The sequence below is a fragment of the Acidobacteriota bacterium genome (assembly GCA_038040445.1).
Classification (GTDB): Bacteria; Acidobacteriota; Blastocatellia; order UBA7656; family UBA7656; genus Onstottus_A; species Onstottus_A frigus.
This window is the reverse complement of sequence record JBBPIG010000011.1, coordinates 132,194-149,801: the sequence shown is the minus strand read 5'-3', so window position 1 is coordinate 149,801 and position 17,608 is coordinate 132,194. Positions and strand designations below refer to the sequence as shown.

General features: G+C 56.8%; 11 protein-coding genes. All 11 read right to left on the bottom strand.

The window, feature by feature from the left end:
* Positions 1 to 25 precede the first annotated feature (25 nt).
* Positions 26 to 3,505, bottom strand: a complete 3,480-nt coding sequence (locus tag AABO57_14130) for a protein kinase (GenBank protein MEK6286873.1) — start codon at positions 3,503 to 3,505, stop codon at positions 26 to 28.
* Between the two features lie 151 nt (positions 3,506 to 3,656).
* Positions 3,657 to 6,134, bottom strand: coding sequence for a serine/threonine-protein kinase (locus AABO57_14125; protein MEK6286872.1), 2,478 nt, complete (start codon positions 6,132 to 6,134; stop codon positions 3,657 to 3,659).
* A gap of 708 nt (positions 6,135 to 6,842) precedes the next feature.
* On the bottom strand, positions 6,843 to 9,200 hold the full coding sequence (locus AABO57_14120; GenBank protein MEK6286871.1) for a carboxypeptidase-like regulatory domain-containing protein: 2,358 nt from the start codon (positions 9,198 to 9,200) through the stop codon (positions 6,843 to 6,845).
* A 718-nt stretch (positions 9,201 to 9,918) separates the two neighbouring features.
* Positions 9,919 to 10,557 carry a VOC family protein gene (locus AABO57_14115; protein MEK6286870.1) on the bottom strand — a complete coding sequence of 213 codons (639 nt, stop codon included), beginning with the start codon at positions 10,555 to 10,557 and terminating at the stop codon, positions 9,919 to 9,921.
* 349 nt (positions 10,558 to 10,906) lie between these two features.
* Positions 10,907 to 11,473 carry a Uma2 family endonuclease gene (locus AABO57_14110; protein ID MEK6286869.1) on the bottom strand — a complete coding sequence of 189 codons (567 nt, stop codon included), beginning with the start codon at positions 11,471 to 11,473 and terminating at the stop codon, positions 10,907 to 10,909.
* Positions 11,474 to 11,561: 88 nt separating this feature from the next.
* On the bottom strand, positions 11,562 to 13,727 hold the full coding sequence (locus AABO57_14105) for a S9 family peptidase (protein MEK6286868.1): 2,166 nt from the start codon (positions 13,725 to 13,727) through the stop codon (positions 11,562 to 11,564).
* A 367-nt stretch (positions 13,728 to 14,094) separates the two neighbouring features.
* Positions 14,095 to 14,886 (bottom strand): alpha/beta fold hydrolase, encoded by a 792-nt coding sequence (locus AABO57_14100; GenBank protein ID MEK6286867.1) that lies wholly within the window; start codon positions 14,884 to 14,886, stop codon positions 14,095 to 14,097.
* A gap of 196 nt (positions 14,887 to 15,082) precedes the next feature.
* The gene (locus AABO57_14095; protein ID MEK6286866.1) at positions 15,083 to 15,637 is read right to left on the bottom strand and encodes a YdeI/OmpD-associated family protein; all 555 of its coding nucleotides are present in this window, start codon (positions 15,635 to 15,637) and stop codon (positions 15,083 to 15,085) included.
* 89 nt (positions 15,638 to 15,726) lie between these two features.
* The gene (locus AABO57_14090) at positions 15,727 to 16,107 is read right to left on the bottom strand and encodes a hypothetical protein (GenBank protein ID MEK6286865.1); all 381 of its coding nucleotides are present in this window, start codon (positions 16,105 to 16,107) and stop codon (positions 15,727 to 15,729) included.
* Positions 16,108 to 16,417: 310 nt separating this feature from the next.
* A complete protein-coding gene (locus AABO57_14085) occupies positions 16,418 to 16,768 on the bottom strand; it encodes a nuclear transport factor 2 family protein (protein ID MEK6286864.1) in 351 nt (116 codons plus the stop codon).
* A gap of 16 nt (positions 16,769 to 16,784) precedes the next feature.
* Entirely contained in the window at positions 16,785 to 17,492 is a 708-nt protein-coding gene (locus tag AABO57_14080) for an alpha/beta hydrolase (GenBank protein ID MEK6286863.1), read from the bottom strand.
* Positions 17,493 to 17,608 lie beyond the last annotated feature (116 nt).

Sequence of the window (17,608 nt, the reverse complement as noted above, 5' to 3'; positions counted from 1 at the left end):
CGGCCTGCCTTCTGTCTCGGAGTCATCAGGCTAAGGGCTGATCAACGCTCAGTTCATCAAGCAAAACTCTGGCGGCTTTCAGATCAAATGTGTCGAAGCCTTCCGTGAACCAGTCGTAAATGTCCGCGAGGATCCCTCGGCCTTCCTCACGCTTGCCCTGCTCCCGCCACAAGCGCGCGAGGCTCATTACTGCGCGCAACTCAAATGATTTTGCCTGCTGTTGCCGCGCAATTTCGATAGCCCGATGAAAGCACGACTCGGCTTCTGAGGGCGAGACGACTCCCGCCTTCACCAACGCGTCTCCTCTGAGTCTGTACAACTCGGCCTCGTAGAAAGGCTCATTGGTTTGCGTTGCCACATCCATTGCTTCTTTGAGCGTCACGAGTCCTTCTTCTACCCGCCCGGCTTCGTTCAGAGCTTCAGCCAGCAGGGCAAGGAAGTAGCCGTGCTGCTGTCTGGTTCCGATTGCGAGAGACGACGCCAGGCCTTGTCGGATCAGCGCAATTCCTTCTTCTTCCTGACTCTGCATGGCCAGCGCCCAGCCGCGCATCATCATTGCGATGGCGGCGTAATATGGCAGCCCGTGCTCTTCGGCGTGCCGGGCCGTCGCCGCGGCAAGTTCGAGCGTCTTCTGCGCATGGCGATGAAACGCTTCCAGGTAAGCAGCCACCGCGAGCGTGTTGGCTGCGGCGACCGGAAGGCGCAAACGCTCTGACTTGGCGTTAGCCTCATTCATCACCTGTTGTGATTGGTCCGGATAGCCAAGATAAAGGAGCATCCGTGACAGATGCGCACGGCTGAGCACTGCCCCGTACATGGAGGCCTGCGAGGTAATGCCGGCAGCATCGTGAATGGCTATGGTCTGTTCGAAATGATCGCGGGCGTCGGCGAACTGGCCCATGTAACATTGGCTCAGCCCTATCACCCAGTGAGATTGCATAAGCATAGCCTGGTTCCGCGAATTCTCCGCCAGGCGCAGGCATTGTTCGCCGTGGTCGAAAGCGCGTTCGTATTCGGCTCGCACAACATAAACTATGGCCAGGCTGAACTGCGCGCGGAAAAGCTGAAAGACTTCGTGCAGTTGCAAGCTAAGCTCGCGTGCTCGAATGAATGCCTGCTCGACTTCCGGCTGGGCATAGCCTTTGGCGACCATCAGCGATTGCCCCAGCATCGTTTGCAGCGCGAGTTCCTGCTTCGCGCATTCAGCCGTTTCCGGCAGCAGGCGCAGCATTTCCAGACCGCGCTGTGCCAGCGCGCCGGCTTCCTGCAGGGCGAATACTTCCGAGGCATTGTTCGCTGCCACAAGGAAATAGTCGGAAGCTCGTGACCAATCCCGCGCGGCCTCGAACAGAAACGCCAGCTCCGAAGCCACCGTCGCGCTCTGTTTCCCGTAACAACCGAGCAGCGCCTCGGCCACCGTCGCGCTCAACTGAGCCCTTCGCGTTGGCCTGAGCGATGCGTACAACGCGTTCTGATAAAGCACGTGGACGAACCGATAACGCAACGTCAGCACGCGTCCGGGAAACTCCCTTTCATTGACGAGCCGCACCAACGCATAAACGCGTTCCAGCGCCTCCAGGCGTTCTTCAACATCCGCCGGGTCCAGCTCGAGAGCTTTCGACACGATTGCCGAATCGAACTCATAACCCTGCACGCTCGCGGCCACCAGTAAGCGCCGATCTTCTTCGCTCAGTTGCGCGATCTTGCGCTCAATCATCCCGCGCACCGATTCCGGCAAGTCACGCTCAATGCTGGGCAGCGATTGTGCGAGCACCCATCGGCCTTGCTCGGAGGCAATTACCTTGCGATCGCGCAGGTAGCGGACGAGATCAGCCATAAAAAGCGGATTGCCTTCGGTCTTGGCATGAATCAACGCGGGCAGTTCGGCAGGGAAGCGATGTTCCGGGAATTCGAGCGCGAGATATTTCTCGATCTCTGCGCGCGACAAGAACTCGAGCTCAATCTCACGGCACACGCCGCGCGCCTGCAAGTCCGGCCTGACCTGCAGAAACGGATGCTTAGCCAGCAGCATATCCGATGGGCGATACGTCGCGATGATCAGCACTCTCATCGAGTCGAATTTGCTCGCCAGATAAGCTAGCAGATCAATCGTTGAGACATCGGCCCAGTGGAGGTCATCAAAGAAGAGCACCAGCGGCCGGCGTTCGGAAACTTCCTCCAACAGCGCGCCGAATTCGCGTTTCATTCGTTCTTGTGAAGCTGCGCGTTCCGCTAGCAATCGCTCCACCGAAGAATCATCCGCCTGAAGCGGCATAGCCTGCGCGTACCAGGTGGGGGCAAGCCGCTTCGTCGTTTGCACAATGGATTCAGCACCCAGTAGCGAGGTCCGCGACTGCCCATCGGCCCCACGTAGCAGGCCATCGAGCGCTTCGAGCCACGGCAGGTAGGCTTCGGTCCCCGCCAGGCGCTCGGAGCATCGTCCGCGCGCGATGATACAAGACTGGCCGCCGGCGCGCAGATCACTCAGGAAGTCCTCAACCAGAGTTGTCTTGCCCATTCCCGGCTCGCCCGGCACGCACAACAGCAGTCCTTTGCCGGCGAAAGCAGAAGCGAGGGCTTCACGCAGTTCCGCGTGCGCCTTCTCTCGGCCAACCGTATGACGTGTGCGTGGCCGCAGGACCGGGGAGCGGCTCTCGCCGCTCGGGCGCTGCCCTCCGATTTCAGCCAGCGCCATCTCAACTTCTGCCGCCGTGGGCCGCAGCCGCGCGTCCTTCTCGAGCATCTGCAGGATCAGGATTTCAATCGCAGAAGGGATTTCAGGGTTCAAACGTGAAGGGCTGAGCGGTACTTGCTGGGTAATGGCATTGAGCGTGCCGAGTATCGAATCTGTCGCAAACGGATGCCGCCCCGTCGCCATCTCGTAGAAGATCATTCCGAGTGAGAAAATGTCTGAAGGATGGCTCAAACTTTCGCCGCGCGCCTGCTCCGGTGACATGTAGCGAATGCTGCCGAGGAGTGTGCCCGGCTGCGTGTATTGCAAAGTCGCTGCCTCGGCATCCATCGCAGTGGGCACGAGTCGCGCCAGCCCGAAGTCGAGCACCTTCACGTAGCCGTCATCGCGCACCATGATGTTCTCAGGCTTGATGTCACGGTGTGTAATACCAGCCGCATGCGCCGCACCCAGCGCCTTCGCCATCTGGCTGCCCAGTTGTGCCAGCGCGTCGAGCGAAAGCCCTTCGTCAATCAATGTTCGGAGCGTGCGTCCGTCAACCAGTTCCATCACGATGAAGCGTCCGGCCCCGATTTCCCCGAGTTCGTGAATCGTGACAATGTTCGGATGATTGAGCGCAGACGTGGCACGCGCTTCCTGCTCGAATCGCAGCAACCGGTCTGCGTCGCTGGCGAAAGAAGCGGGGAGGACTTTGATGGCGACTTCGCGATTCAATCGTGTATCCCGCGCGCGCCAGACCTCACCCATCCCGCCCGCGCCGAGCGGAGAGAGTATCTCGTAAGGCCCGAGCTGACTGCCCGGCACAATGGTCATCGCTTCACCTCCAGTGTTCAATTGACCGTGTCAATCGGGCGCCAGACTTCGCCCACCCACAAGCGCCAAGTCGGGCCAGAATGCGGTAGTGAGGGAGGGCGTCAGTCGCTAACGATGTTTTCATCTCGATACAGCCTTGCAGACAGAACACTCACTCCTCCAGCAGCTTCCCCTTGAACACCTTCTGCCCGCCCAGCGACGTGTAGTAACCATAGCCGCTCAACGCGACCAGCACCGCCAGCGCGAAGAGCGAGTTGGGGGCGTACCAGATGGAGAGATCGGTCGTCAGAGGATAGGCAATGGTCAGGGAGCCGAACAACGAGTAGGCCATCGTCGCCAGCAGTCCGAAACGCGCAACTGTGACCACAATCAATGTCGCCATGATCATGACCGGCGGAGAGAACCACACTCCGGTAAAAACCAAAGATGGGATCGTGTAGAAAAGCAGCCCCATGACGCCGGCCGCCAGCCATTTCTTGCGCAGTAAAATGTAGAGCAGTAAAAGAAGGAACAAGAAACCCAGCCCGAATGTTATGCTTCGCGGCACGCTGCCCAGGAAATACGCGATCAGATGGCCGAAGCTGACCAAAGTCCCGCCATCAAAATCTGCGGGCATGTCAGCATTCGGGGTGTGCTGTAGACTAAGGAACCTGCGAACATAGATCATGCCCGTTAGACCGATGAGTCCGAGCAGCCCGCCAATCAGCACGTCTCGTCCGATCATCGGATCACGAAACTCTCCTGCCAGCAGCCGCGTCCACGAAATAAGGAGGCGCGGCCAGTAGCGCCGCACGAAAGGTTCCAGCGCCAGGTAGATGATTCCAAAGAGGACGGCGTCGAAAAGGGCGGAAGACACGACTTCATACAGGATGCTGGACTCAGTGAAAGTGGGCACGTGATCCGCCGCAAGCAACAACCCCAACAGGCTGATGGAAAAGATGAACAGCCCCAGTTTGAACGCGCCCCGGCGGTCGCCGCGCCCCAGCCGCAGGTTCCGCCGCGCCAGCAGCAAGGCTCCAAGCAGGATCGCTGCAAAAACAATCGTCCGCAGGATGGCGGCAATCTTCAGGCCTGTGGGGATCAATGCCTCTTCCTGCCGGCGCGGCTTGTCCCACGGCGCGACGATCTGAAAATAGACCGGCTGGCCGCGCCAGGCGGCGGCTTCAATGCGAATCGGAATATCCGGATGATCGGCATAACTCCCCTGCCACGCCGCCCGTGCATCGGCGTAGACCGGCGGCGTCCACTGCGACGCGGTCACCGTGAAGCTCGCGATGCTCAGACCGGCTTCGGCAAACAGGGGCGACCAGTCAACGGCCTGCGCTACTGTCGCCCCATCGCTATGTATCTCCGTCGTTTCAACCTGCGGCGGAACGCCTTGGAATTCCACCAGCCGCCCGCGCTGATCCAGAATCAAACTGGTCATGCCCGGAACATCCAGCGGCGGATCATTCAGCCAGACCATGATCGGCGGGTTGATCGGTTCCAGATAGCGCGGACTCTGGCGATACCAGAAATAGATCGTCAGCGGCTGGCCGGACGCCAGGCTTTTTCGCGCGTCGGCGGCAGTCGGGTTTTGCTGCTCGTATTTCAGATAGCTGTCACTAATGGCAAACCCGTAAGCGGTATCGGTGGGCGCGGCAAGGTAGCCGAGTTTGTTGATGATATTTCCCGCGCGCTCGGCCAGCACTTCGGGCGATTTTTGCAGCGCCACTTTGGAATTCAGCGAGAGGTACTTCGACCCGAACAGAATGAGAGCCAGCACCAGCAGCGTGGCGGCGAAACAAGCGCCGGCGATTGCCGGACGCAACGCGCCTTCCTTTGATGAGGCGGCCACCATCTCCGGTGACGGCGTCTCGCCCATAGCCAACGCGGCTTGAAGCGGATCGCCGCCCGGCAACGCCAGCGCCACTTGAACGGCAGAAGCCGGCCGCGCCTTCGGGTCCTTGTCGAGACACCGCAGGATCACGCGCTCAGCCAGCGGGTCAATGTCTTTGACATGACTTGAGGGTGTTGCAGGCGAGGACTTGTCGTGAAGCTCAATCAGTTCGTGAATGTTCTGGGTTTCATAAACTCGCTTGCCGGTGAACAGTTCATAGAGGACGAGCCCCAACGAGTAAATGTCGCTGCGATGCGTGACCTCTTTGCCCGTCAGTTGCTCGGGAGCCATGTACGCAGGAGTGCCCGCCAGGACATCCTCTTCGCGAAGCTCCTCGCTCACTACCGCCAATCCGAAGTCGGTGATGCGCGCCTTGCCGCGACCGTCGATCATCACGTTGGCAGGCTTGAGATCGCGATGCAGAATACCCAGCTCGTGCGCGGCCGCGAGTCCCGCGCAGAGCTGCCGAGCGATCTCAACAGCCTTGTCGCCCGGCAAGCGCCCAATGCGGCGCAACAACGAAGACAAGTCCTCGCCGTCAATGAACTCCATCGAGATGAAGTGCAATCCTTCGACTTCACCGATGTCATACACGCGGCAAACATTCGGGTGCGCCACCTGCCGAGCGATGCGGACTTCATTGTGAAAGCGAGCGAGCATTCCACCATCGAGCGCAATCTGTTCGGGCAGGAACTTGAGCGCAACGGTTTGATTGAGCTTGAGGTCTTCAGCTTTGTAGACCTCTCCCATCCCTCCGCGTCCAAGCAAGCTGACGATCCGATAACGCCCGGCGAGCATCGCGCCGGTGACGAATCGGCCATCGCTCCTGGAGGGCGAAGCCGAAGTGGAGCTAATCAAGGGAGCTTGCTGCCCGGCATTGTCTTCAGATTGCGGCATACGGGTTGGCGTAGCACTATTCACAAGCGCCGCGCCACAGGCCGGGCAGGAGAGCGCCTCGCGAGGCACTGGTACCGAGCAAGATGGGCAAGTTGTCATCAGGTTCCTTAAGACTTGGCGCGAACGAATCGCCTATCTATCCTTTACCGCAGCATCCCGACGCGGCGGAACAAATTCTGGCGCTTGGCTCATACGCAGACTATAGAGCAGATTGAGCCGGGCGTTGCGGCCGAACGGATCGTCTTACGTCAGATGGACTTCACCTATCTAGCTCCGAGCTTTGAGATGATCCGATAATGGAAGATCATGCTTGAGTTGCAATTGTCCTTAGTTGCATCTGTCCGTTGATCTACGGTTTCGAAAGGCAGCGCAACTTTACTACCGAGGGAGTTGTTTTTCAACGCGCCGGACCTTGCGGCAAAGACGGCCATCGTCTCTGCCATAGCCGTGATGTCGGCCTTTCGGCTTGCAGCGCGTAGCCGGGCTTGATTCGATCGGGGATTCAGTGGCGTGAAACCGACAGGGCGACAATCACCTCGGGCAACGTAGACATTCTCTATTTCAGAAGTCGAACGCCACGCCGATTGAAGGCAAGATAGGCATCAAATCCGTCAGCCCGTAGAAAGCTCGACCGCGAGACTTGATCCTGACCGGATCAGAACGAACATCAACGAAATTCTTCCGATTTTGCAGGTTCAAAACTTCGCCAGAAAGCGTCAACTTCCATTTCCGAAAAAGAAAGGCTTTGTTCGCCCTTAGATCAACCCTGCTGTAGTACGGTAATCGAGCAGTGTTCCTCTGGCTCCCCACCGCGAAGGTTGATCCCACCGGCTCAAGAAACCCTCGCCAGGGTAACCCGCTCCCGTACCGCCATTGTGCGCTCAGATTGAACGTTGCGGTGAGACGATAACTCCCGTACATATTTATTGTGTGGCGCTGATCGAAGTCACTTACGAAGCTGAGGTTGTCTTGCAGATCCTGTAACCGCGTTCGTGAGTATGCATAAGAAACCCATCCGGTGAGCCCGTTGGCGCTTCTACGTTGCAGCGACAACTCGACTCCCCGCGCGTGGCCTCGCAATGAGTTTTGAAACGGGAACCCTTCGAGCGTTATATTACCGGCCTGGATGCGTGGCTCTGAGAGGCTGAAAATCTGATCCTTATCTTCTCTGTTGTATACCTCGGCCAATAGCCGGGTCCTGTCCCCGAAGGTTCGCTCGACACTCATATTGTAGTGCGTCGCACGCTCGGCGCGCAGATTAGGATTTCCAAGGTACCCGAAGAGCTGCCTGAAGTCCGGGAACTGATAGTACTTGCCGACGCCCGCGCGGAATCTCCAGGTATTCCACCTTGATACCGCCACTGAAGCTCGAGGAGAAAACAGAGTCTCGCCGGTTAGTCCACTGTGCTGAATTCTGCCGCCACCGGTTACCGAAAGAGCGTTCCGTTCGCTGCTCCACGTATCCTGCGCATAGTAGGCCTGTTCTACGGCGTCGCGATCGAAGCTCTCGAGCGTCTCAAAAACGGAGGGCTCAGATATCCGGAAGAAGTTGCTGGTCTGGTTTGAGCCTATCGAGCGAACATAGAACCCTCCCTCGATCCGGTGCCCGCCATGAGTGAGAGAGTTTGTGTCGTTGCGAACACCGATCTGAGTTCGGTTTCTATCGTCGATAGGCGCATCGTTTCGATTTACGGTCGTTGAATTCGTTTGCAAAGCAAAGACGCGCGTCTGCGCAAGCAGTTGAGCGTTTGGTGAATAATTCCAGTGGGCGTTCACCAGCATGTTGCGCGAGTCGAGCTTATGCAGATCATTTGGATCAGTCCGATCAGCGCTGGCGGGGTCTGCGCCAAGGAATATTCCATAAATCGCAGAGATCCCTACCTGATGGCGTGATGAGAGATCATAGACTACTTTGCTCTGCATGTCGGTGAAATCAAGACTCCCGTTTGATTCGTTATCTGTGTTGGCCGCATCGGTGTTGGTTATCTTCTCTATAAAGCGCTGGAGGTAGTCGACGTAACTGGTGCGGCCGGCGATGAGCCAGGAACCCTTCTTGTTCGCAAAGGGACCGTCCACAACTCCGGCAGTGGTGAGAACGCCAGTCGAAAAACGTCCTGACGGCTTTATCCTATTGCCATCCCTTGTTTCAAGATTGAGCACGGCTGCTGTCTTTTCTCCGTACTTTGCAGGGAAAGCTCCGCTAAAGAAAGACAGACCGCCTATCGTGTCGGAGTTAATGACCGAGAGCGAAAGCTTATTATCCGTTTCATTGTCTATGATTGTCGTATGGACAAAATCATCGGTGAGTATCCCGTCCACATAGATCCCTATGTGATCGTAACCTGCCCCGCGAACCGCAAATTCACTCCTTAGATCGTTATTGGCAGTGACGCCGGGTAGCGATTGAGATGCTCGCAAGGGATCGCCTACAAGCACCATGGAAAGGGTTTGCAGTTCTGTTTTATTAAGAGCCTTCTCGGAGGGCGCATTGGTTTCGATCTCATCGAATGGACCCGCGGACACTGTGATTTTCTCCGTCAATGTAGCGCCTTCCTGGTTCAGCGCAATCTCCACCTCAGCCTTTTCCACGTCTTTGACTGTTATTGTCTTTTTGACCAACCCATAGGTGACCGTCGTAATGTACAAATCAAGCTCGCCCGGTTGGACGCCTTCCAACGTGAAGACACCGTTCTCGTCCGTAGAGGTGCTTTGTTGAGATGCAACAACTATGATCTTGACCTTTGCGATAGGCTCTCCCGATCGAGCATCAACTACTCGGCCGTGTAGAGTTATCGAGCGACTTTGTTTAGCGAGACCCGCGGTTTCAATCGAATTGCCAGTGTTAGTCTCAAAAGCAAATGTCGCTATGGGGAGTACAAAACAGAGCATGCTTACGCACAGCCGAAGCGTGTATTTCATCAGCTCTCCTCGTTGTTGTGTTCGGCATTAGTGAGCGGTCAGATAACGGTGATGAACTGTGAGTGCTCTTCGGAGACGCATGCGACGCATCCCAGCCTGCTTCTTTCCATTAAGTGCCGGTTCTTCTCATGCCGCCCCATCTGCGTCATCAGTGCAACAACGGATTGATGCGGCGCATCGCTGCGATGATGCCCGAAATCCTGCTGTATTCGTGCTAACGGGGCTGGCAGTGATTAGAACGCTCACACAGCGGCGCACTTGCGGACTAACACCATGTTTATAACTTGAGATTAGTTACAGATTCCGACCGGCAAGGGGTTGAACATCAAATCGCCCTGATACTGTGGTGTCTCTGGTTTCCGTTCGCGCGGTTTCGCTGGATCAGGAACGGGGTCCCATTTCGGGTGTTGCCGATCTAGAGATATCTGGCGCGGGCCGAATCATTGGTGACAAACTCTCGATTCGGTAGGCGCCTGAAGATTAAGCACAAGCACGGCGACCAGAATCGCCAAGACGCCTGCCACGACGAGCATAATTGTGGTTCCGCGAACCGCTGGTCTACGGGCAGCTCTCAAGCTCGCCTTTCAAGCAAACGCATATACATGTTTTCGTGCAATGCGGGTAGTTCTTGCTCGCTTCTTCCAGCAAACGGCTCTCTTGATGTCACTGACGAGCATCTAGCTCTTTGACCCCAGATTGTTGCCCGCCCTCTTCGTTTCTAACGGAGTTCGACGTCGCCGTGCGCTGTGCGGATGGTGGCGATGATGGTGGGCGCGGACCCTGAGTCTACGCGGAGATTCAACCCGAGACTAGAAAGCTCCGCTTGGACCCGATTCGCATCAGGATGCTCGGCTCGAAGAGCGACCAGCACGCAACCTTTAGGCAGGGCAGCGGCTGGATGTGGGGTCTTGCCCCAGTCGATGAAGAACGGAACGATTCCACCTTCATTCAACACAGGCGAAACGGTGAGACGCCACGACAACAGCACTCCATCCGGACGGCGGCGACTTCCGGGCTGGACTTGACCCAGGTCGAGACCGTGGCTCTTTGCGTTCTCGACGATTGCTTCGAGGTCCGTTCCTTTCGCGGCCCATGTGACCAGCCGGGGCGCTTGAAGCTCGTCGATGCCGAAGCGCCGCGGCCGGTCAGGCTTCGGCTGGTCTGGATCCGGTCCAATGATCTCCAGGTATGTGTTATCACCCAATCGGATCAGCGCGTTGCGAGTGCCCCAGCCCGGGTGCTGACCTCCAGGCACGGCGCTCACACCGAGGAGCCGCTCGACTTGGTTTATGCCAGCCGCGAGATCGGGTGTTGCAAAGACGAGGTGGTCGATCTTCAAGAGTATCGGTGTCTCCATGTTCGGAGCTGGATGACAGCCGGAGATTAGGATGCAAGCCGCAAATGTGATGCGTTCAATCAAACGCGCGCGCGGTCGGCGGGACCGCTTGTTTTGACGTTTCGCTGGGAGCGGAGGCATCCCTGCCTGCCTCTTCTTGCGCACCGCCGAGCAGGCAAGGATGCCTGCGCTCCCAGGGGCGTCCAACGAACGGAGACCCTTAGCGGTATTGGCTCGCATCGACCTCGCCTGGTTGAATCAGCGTCTATTCAACAAGGAGTGAATCTGGACCTTCAGGGCGCGCGTACTCTGCCGATCGTCGATTGACTCGTTACGCAAGAAAGCTTCGCCAACCGGTTCACGAATCAAGTCACTCTGGCGGTGACAAGAACAGCTTCGCAACTTTGCACGAAAAACCAGGCAACAGTGGAGACTCTAGCGTGTCATTAGCGTACAGAGTGCGGTCAAGTACAAGCTGGTCGTGATCGCGGCGATAGACTGTGATTTGCTGCAGCATGGCGTCCACAATCCAGTATTCATGCACACCCTGGCGCGAGTAAAGCTTAAGCTTGACCCTGCGGTCACGGTCTTCATTGGTCTTGCCCGGCGAGAGCACTTCGATCACGAGTTCCGGCGCGGTAAGGAGATGACCGGCTCTGTCCGTCGCAAGCGAGAGGCGCTCTCGCGTGACCCACACAACGTCGGGAGCCACATCATCGCCTTCACCAAAGATCAACCCCGGAGCTGTGAGCACAACTCCTAAACCATCCTTGTCATTCCAGTCGCCAAGGAACTGGCACAGACGACTGCAACTGTACTGGTGCTCCATACTCGGCTGTCGGGACACGTAAAGTTCTCCTTCGATGATCTCGTAGCGCTTGCCGTCATCGGGCATCAGTTCCAGATCAGCGGACGTGAACTTCACGGAGGTAACCATCTCGATCTCCTCTTTCGCAGGGTTATCTTAACCGTGCCTGGCAGGGCATCGCAACAAGTATGCCCAATGCGTGCCCTACCCAAGCGGTCTACTCCACGTCGTAAATCTTGATCGGCTTGTCCTGAAGATACTTATCGAACCAGTTGACGATGTGTTGCAAGCGTTCGATGCGATGCCACGGCGCGCCCGAACGGGACAGCTCGTGCGATTCGTTCGGGAAGCGCACCATCGCCGTCGGAATCTTGCGATACTTCAACGCCCGGAACATCATCTCGCCGCCTTCGTTGGGCGGCGTGCGATAGTCCGCTTCGCCTTCGATGAACATCATCGGCGTGGTGATGTTCTTGACGTAAGTGATCGGCGAGCGCTTGGTGAAATCCGCGGGGTCTTCCCACGGTGCCGCCCGGAACCACGTCGGCATGTATAGCCAGAAGTCCGCCGTGTACCAGAAGCCCGACCAGTCGGCGATCGAACGCTGGGACACCGCCGCGGCAAATCGAGTGGTCTGGCCGACCGTCCAGTTTGTCAGCACGCCGCCGCCGCTTCCGCCGGTCACGCCCATCTTCCTGGTGTCGATGTAGCCGCGTTTTACAACCTCATCCACACCGGCCATCAAGTCTTTGTAGTCATCGCCGGGATAGTTGTACTGAATGATGTTGCCGAAGTCCTGCCCGTACGAGGTGCTGCCGCGCGGGTTCGTGTAAAGCACGACGTAACCCTTCGCTGCCATCCATTGGAATTCATGTGTGAACGTGAGGCCGTAAGCTGAATGCGGCCCGCCGTGGATTTCCAGGATGAAAGGATACTTCTTTGAAGGATCGAAGTTCGGTGGCTTTTGTACCCACGCTTGAATCTTCTTGCCGTCGAAGCTCGTGTACCAGATTTCTTCGGGATCGGTCAGGTTGAGCTGCGAAAACAGTTCATCGTTGACGCGCGTCAACTGAGTCAGCTTGCCTGCTGAAGTATCGAGCAGGAACAGATCGCCGATGTTGGTCGAAGTCGAGATCACCAGCGCCATCTTCGCGGCATCCGGAGTCGCCGTGTAGCTTACGACTTCGTGATTGCCAGTGGTGAGCGCTTCAACTTTGCCGGTGGCCGCGTCGATGCGTTTCAGATTTGCAGCTCCGTGCTCCGCGACGTTGACGTAAATCGAGCGGTCATCCTTGCTCCAGACGACTCCTCCGGGATTTCCGCCGCGCGGCGCGTGCTGATCTCCCCCGATGCCGCCGCCTATGTCGAAATCGTAGCCGGCGCTAAGGTTCTTAGGCGTCGCGCCTGCTTCATTGTTCACCACGAACAGGTCAGGCTGGGTGTAGGATTTCACCGGCTTGTGCCCTTGCGCGCCGCCAAACGCGATGCGTTTTCCGTCGCCGCTGAACGTGTAGTCGCGCATTCCGCCGTCGAAGCTCAACAGCTTTCGCTCATCGCTTCCATCGCGCGCAATCGAGAATAGATCGGTGCGAGGCAGTTCGTAGTAAGGCTCCGCCAAGCGGCCGGCAACGAAGTAGATCCGCGAGCCATCCGGCGACCAGCTTATGTTTCCCTCATCGAAGTTGCCTTTGGTGATTTGCTTTGGCTTCGGCTTTTCGCCGGCCGCGGCGGGCACAGTCACGGTCCAGATGTGCGCGTGAACTTTCGGATTGAGGTAGCCGCCGCCGTTCGCGCGATAAACCGCTTTGGTGATCACGCGCACGTCGCTGACGCGCTCGGGCGTTTTGTCTTTGACTTCGGGATCTTCGGGGTTTGGCTTTTCCTTCTCTTTGCTGGGGTCCTCTCGACTGACGAAGGCGATGGTCTTTCCATCGGGCGACCACTCGAAGCCTGCCGGGCTGCGCGGTGCGTCGGTCAGCGGTTGCGCTTCGCCTCCCTCGAGCGACAGCAGCCAAATCTGCTGCGGCTGCGGCCGGCCGTCGCGTTCAGGCGAGCGAATGAAAGCCAACGTCTTCCCGTCGGGCGACCAGCGGGGCGCACCATCACGCGGCCCGGCGGTGATCTGTCGCGGCGAGCCGCCGCTTGTCGAAACGATCCACAACGCGGTCTCGTAGCGATCTGCCTTCTGGTTCACCCACACGCGCAGAAAGGCTACACGCGAGCCGTCGGGTGAGATCTGTGCATCCGCGATCCAGACGAATTTGAACAGATCCATCTCGGTGATCATCCGCTTGTCGGCAGCCAGCGAACGCGCCGGAAGACCGAGCGTGATAATCAGCACAACTGTAAGCAGGGAACTGAAGCGGCGGAATCCGGTTTTCATGGAGGCTCTCCTGATTGAGTAAATTAGGTTGAAAAACAATAGTGCATTTTCCAGAAAATGTGTAGCAGCTAGCAGCCCCAGGCGTGAACGGTGGGGGGCGCAGTCCATATGGACTGCGGCGGCACCCTGCTACATTTCGCTCACGCGACACCTGCGCCGCCGCTTTCGGTTCGCAGTCGAGACGGTCCTCTTTGAAAGAGCGATCCAGCCTCCGCCAAAGCCAAAGCGCCGCCGCTGCCAGCGCCAGTACACTTCTCACTCAAAGGCGGCGCAGTCCATATGGACGGCGCTCCCCAGCGGCATGTGGGTGGAATTCCCGAAGTTTTGACACAGCCTCTGAACGCCTGGGCTAATGGAAAACCGACCCCTAGAGGCTTTTCCATTCGTCGCGAAGGAACGCCAGCGCGGTCTCGGCGAAACGGTGGGTTAGCTCGCCGCTTCCAGTATGTTCGCCAAAGATAGGGCCGTGACCGCCATTAGGAATCACCCAAAGGTACGAGCGAGGAATTGCAGCGTACATCTCCATCGCCAGGTTGACGGGATACAGAGGATCCCGATCGCCATGCACAATCAAGGTGCGGGCCGCAATAGTCGATAGGTAAGGAGGCGTGAAGTTCATGTCATCATAGCTGTCCTTGAATCCATTGGCTTGCGTCCATATAGCGCGGATTTGCTCATCGCCATGCTTATGCCATTGCCTCATTTGTTGCCACTCCGCGTCGGTTCGATTGTTGGGAGTCATCTCGCGCATGATGGCTCGAGCTTGCTCGGGAAAATACGGCGTCGCACTAACCAGGACCATGGCCTCGACTCGATCCGCCTGGCCGGTCGCCATATGAAGAAGGGTCTTGGCCCCCATGCTCATGCCGATTGCTTTGAATCGTTCGATACCCAAATGGTCCAGCAGAGCAAACACGTCGAGAGCCGATTGGCGAAACGTGAACTCCATTGAGGGATTGGTTGACCGTCCGTGGCCGCGCAGATCGGGTGTGACCAGCCGGTATCCCTGTGGGGGGACTTTGAAGATCAACTCCCAATTGGCGCCTACCCCGCCTCCGCCGTGCAGAAGAACCAGCGGCTCGCCTTCTCCGCGAAGTTCGTAGTACATCTCGATATCGTTGACTGGCGCGGTATGCCCTGGAGTCGAGGGTGTTTCCATTTGGTCTCCTAACCTAGATTTCTGCGCCATCCCTCGGTGCTCTGCGTCTCTTCGGCGAGTGACTTTCGGCGTTGGGTTCACCGCAGAGCTGCAGAGCACGCGAAAAATTACTGAGAGAAAACATTCGAAGTGGCAGACTACTCCGGGTTGGGCGCGCTTGGGAATTTCATTTGGGCGTTTTGTCCGAGCCAGCCGACTATACCCTTCGTCCCTGGGCGGATTCTTCGATGAGCGTCTCCAACCGCTTGAGCCTTGTTTCTTCCTTCTTGGCGCTCACTACCCACCAAAAAGCCTGCTTTCGATACCAGGCTGGTTGAGCGTGAAAGAACTCCCACGCCGCCTTGTTTTGCTCGAGCCTCTTCTCGTAAGGCGCGGGGAGCTCAGCGCTCCTTTGCTCGTAGGAATAGATTCCGGATTTGTTTTCTTTCCGGGCCTCAAACGCTTTGAGCCCAGCAGGCTGCATGAGCCCGTTCTTGCTCAGTCCTTCGACGCGTTTGATATTGACCCCACTCCATGTGCTTGTCGGTCTGCGAGGCGTAAAGCGGATCGTATAACTGATGTCATCGATAGTCCGTCTGATCCCATCAATCCAACCAAAACACAGGGCTTGATCGAAAGACTCGGGCCAGGTAATGCTCGGGTGCCCTGAACCTTTCTTGTAGTAGCCGACCCATAGTTCTTGAGTGGAAGCATGATACTTCTGAAGCCAGTTACGAAAATCGCCGGGTGATTTGAAGAACTTGATATTCATGTTGCTTCGGTTCCCGAGTCAAACAAAATCATTTTCCCTTTGTAGTGCACAACAGAACAGAAACCGAAATCCTGCTTAAGTGCGGCGCTTCACAGCTTAGTTTTCTTCGTCGGTTCTTTATACCAAGGGTAATAGCTAGGATCTGCGCCATCACAGCAGTCCATTGTGAAATCAGCATTTGGTTTGAAGAGCACGACATACACCAATCTGCCGTTCACATAGAACTCGACTTTACCCTTACCTTTGACGCGGTCGCCCTCCGCAGTTACAACCTGTTTTCTTGGAATCGCACTTTGATAGTCAACGAGACGAGCTGCTGCATTGTGTAATCGTCGTTTGTGAAGGCTTGGACGTGTGTCTCCTGTTCCGAGGCTGCTAATCACAATCACGATGCTACCCGATTGACGGACCTCGGCAATGATTGCGTCGACTAGGTAGCTGGTGTATTCGCCATCCTCCGAAGTGCCCACTGCTGGTTCTGAACGGTGCTGCTCTGGCGAAGATCGGTCCGATGCTAATATGGCGAAGCTAGGATGTATGCTACTGTCCAACGCAATCAACAGCGCTAGCCAACCTATTCTGACGATTGATTTCGTTCTTGAATACCGCATCTCAATTGACTATCCAAAGGCTCGAGTAAGCCAGCGAAACGCCCCGCTTCACCTGCCGCCCGCGAATGGCCTTCAACCTCGCCGCGAGGAAGCACCTCTAGAGTCACGTTATCGGGCGTCAGGTTGCTAGCGGTTGTTGGGCGGCGGCGGTGACATTGCGCCGTTCTCCTCATTGTTGCGGCATACGTGTCAATTGCTGAGCGACGGCTTGCCAACGTCCGTTACGTTTCACATAGACGCGCGTGTGCCGAAATACGCTGGTACTGCTCTGTCCTCTGAAGGCGACTTGCAACGTAGAGCGTCCCGTGACTATCGCTGTATCAACAAAGATGCGAACCTTGCTGTCGTCAAGATTGAAGGCTTCCATCTTGTAATCTGGCAAAGGTTTGATGTCATCTATCTCCTTCGCCCTATCTCTTATTTCGCCACGACTGCTCGTGGCGATAAAATCATCGGCCAGGATGCGACTGACTGCTGCGACATCTTGCTGCATGATTGCGTCGCGGTACATACGCTCCATTTCTCTTACAGCGTATTCAGTTTTCGTTCAGCGTATTCCTTTGCGCCCACGCGACTGTCGGTTCAATCCATTCCTTCATCGGTCTGTAGATAAAACCGTGCTTTAAGCCGGTGTTAAGTTCGACTTCTTTGTATTCGCCCAAGCCTGTCGCGTCGGTGCGATACTTTTGACACGAACCGGCAAGGTCGCTGCGCTCGTAAATGGACAGCACGTGCCCGTGCAGGTTCACCAAATCCAAAAAGGCGTCTTCGGCAGAGCAAGCAGCAATAATAACGAAATTAACTTTACGATTTTCAAGATACGTCGAGGCAAGCATCGTCATCCACGAACCTTGAGACGCGCCCACAACCGTGATGTGTTCAGGCGGCACTCCGGCTTCGAGCAACTGTTTGACTTGTCCGGCGACTCTTTTGCCATATTGCTCAATACCGGTGTCTTTGTTGCGCTGCTTGCTAATAACGACGAACCCTTCTTGCTCAAAGGCGTCGAGTATTTGGTCATACTCATAAACGCCGTATTGCGGATGCGCCGGTCTCCTGCCTTGCTCGACAATCTTTCCGTGTAGATAAAACAAGTAACGCGCCTTTGTATCAACTCTCCGCGGCACGTCACTCAAAATATGACGTGGATTGTGAGCAACATCGGAGTTGCGTTGCGCTATGCTTTGCGACAAGCACAAGAAACTTACTATTAAGACAGCGAGCGATCTTGTTAAGAAACTCATAATCTACTCCAAGGTTCGATTATTAAGCGACGACCCCCAACGGTTGAGTTGACCGCGCGCCGCGATCCTCAACAACCTGGAAAGCAAAGAGCAAAGTAATGCCACCCGCGCTCCGG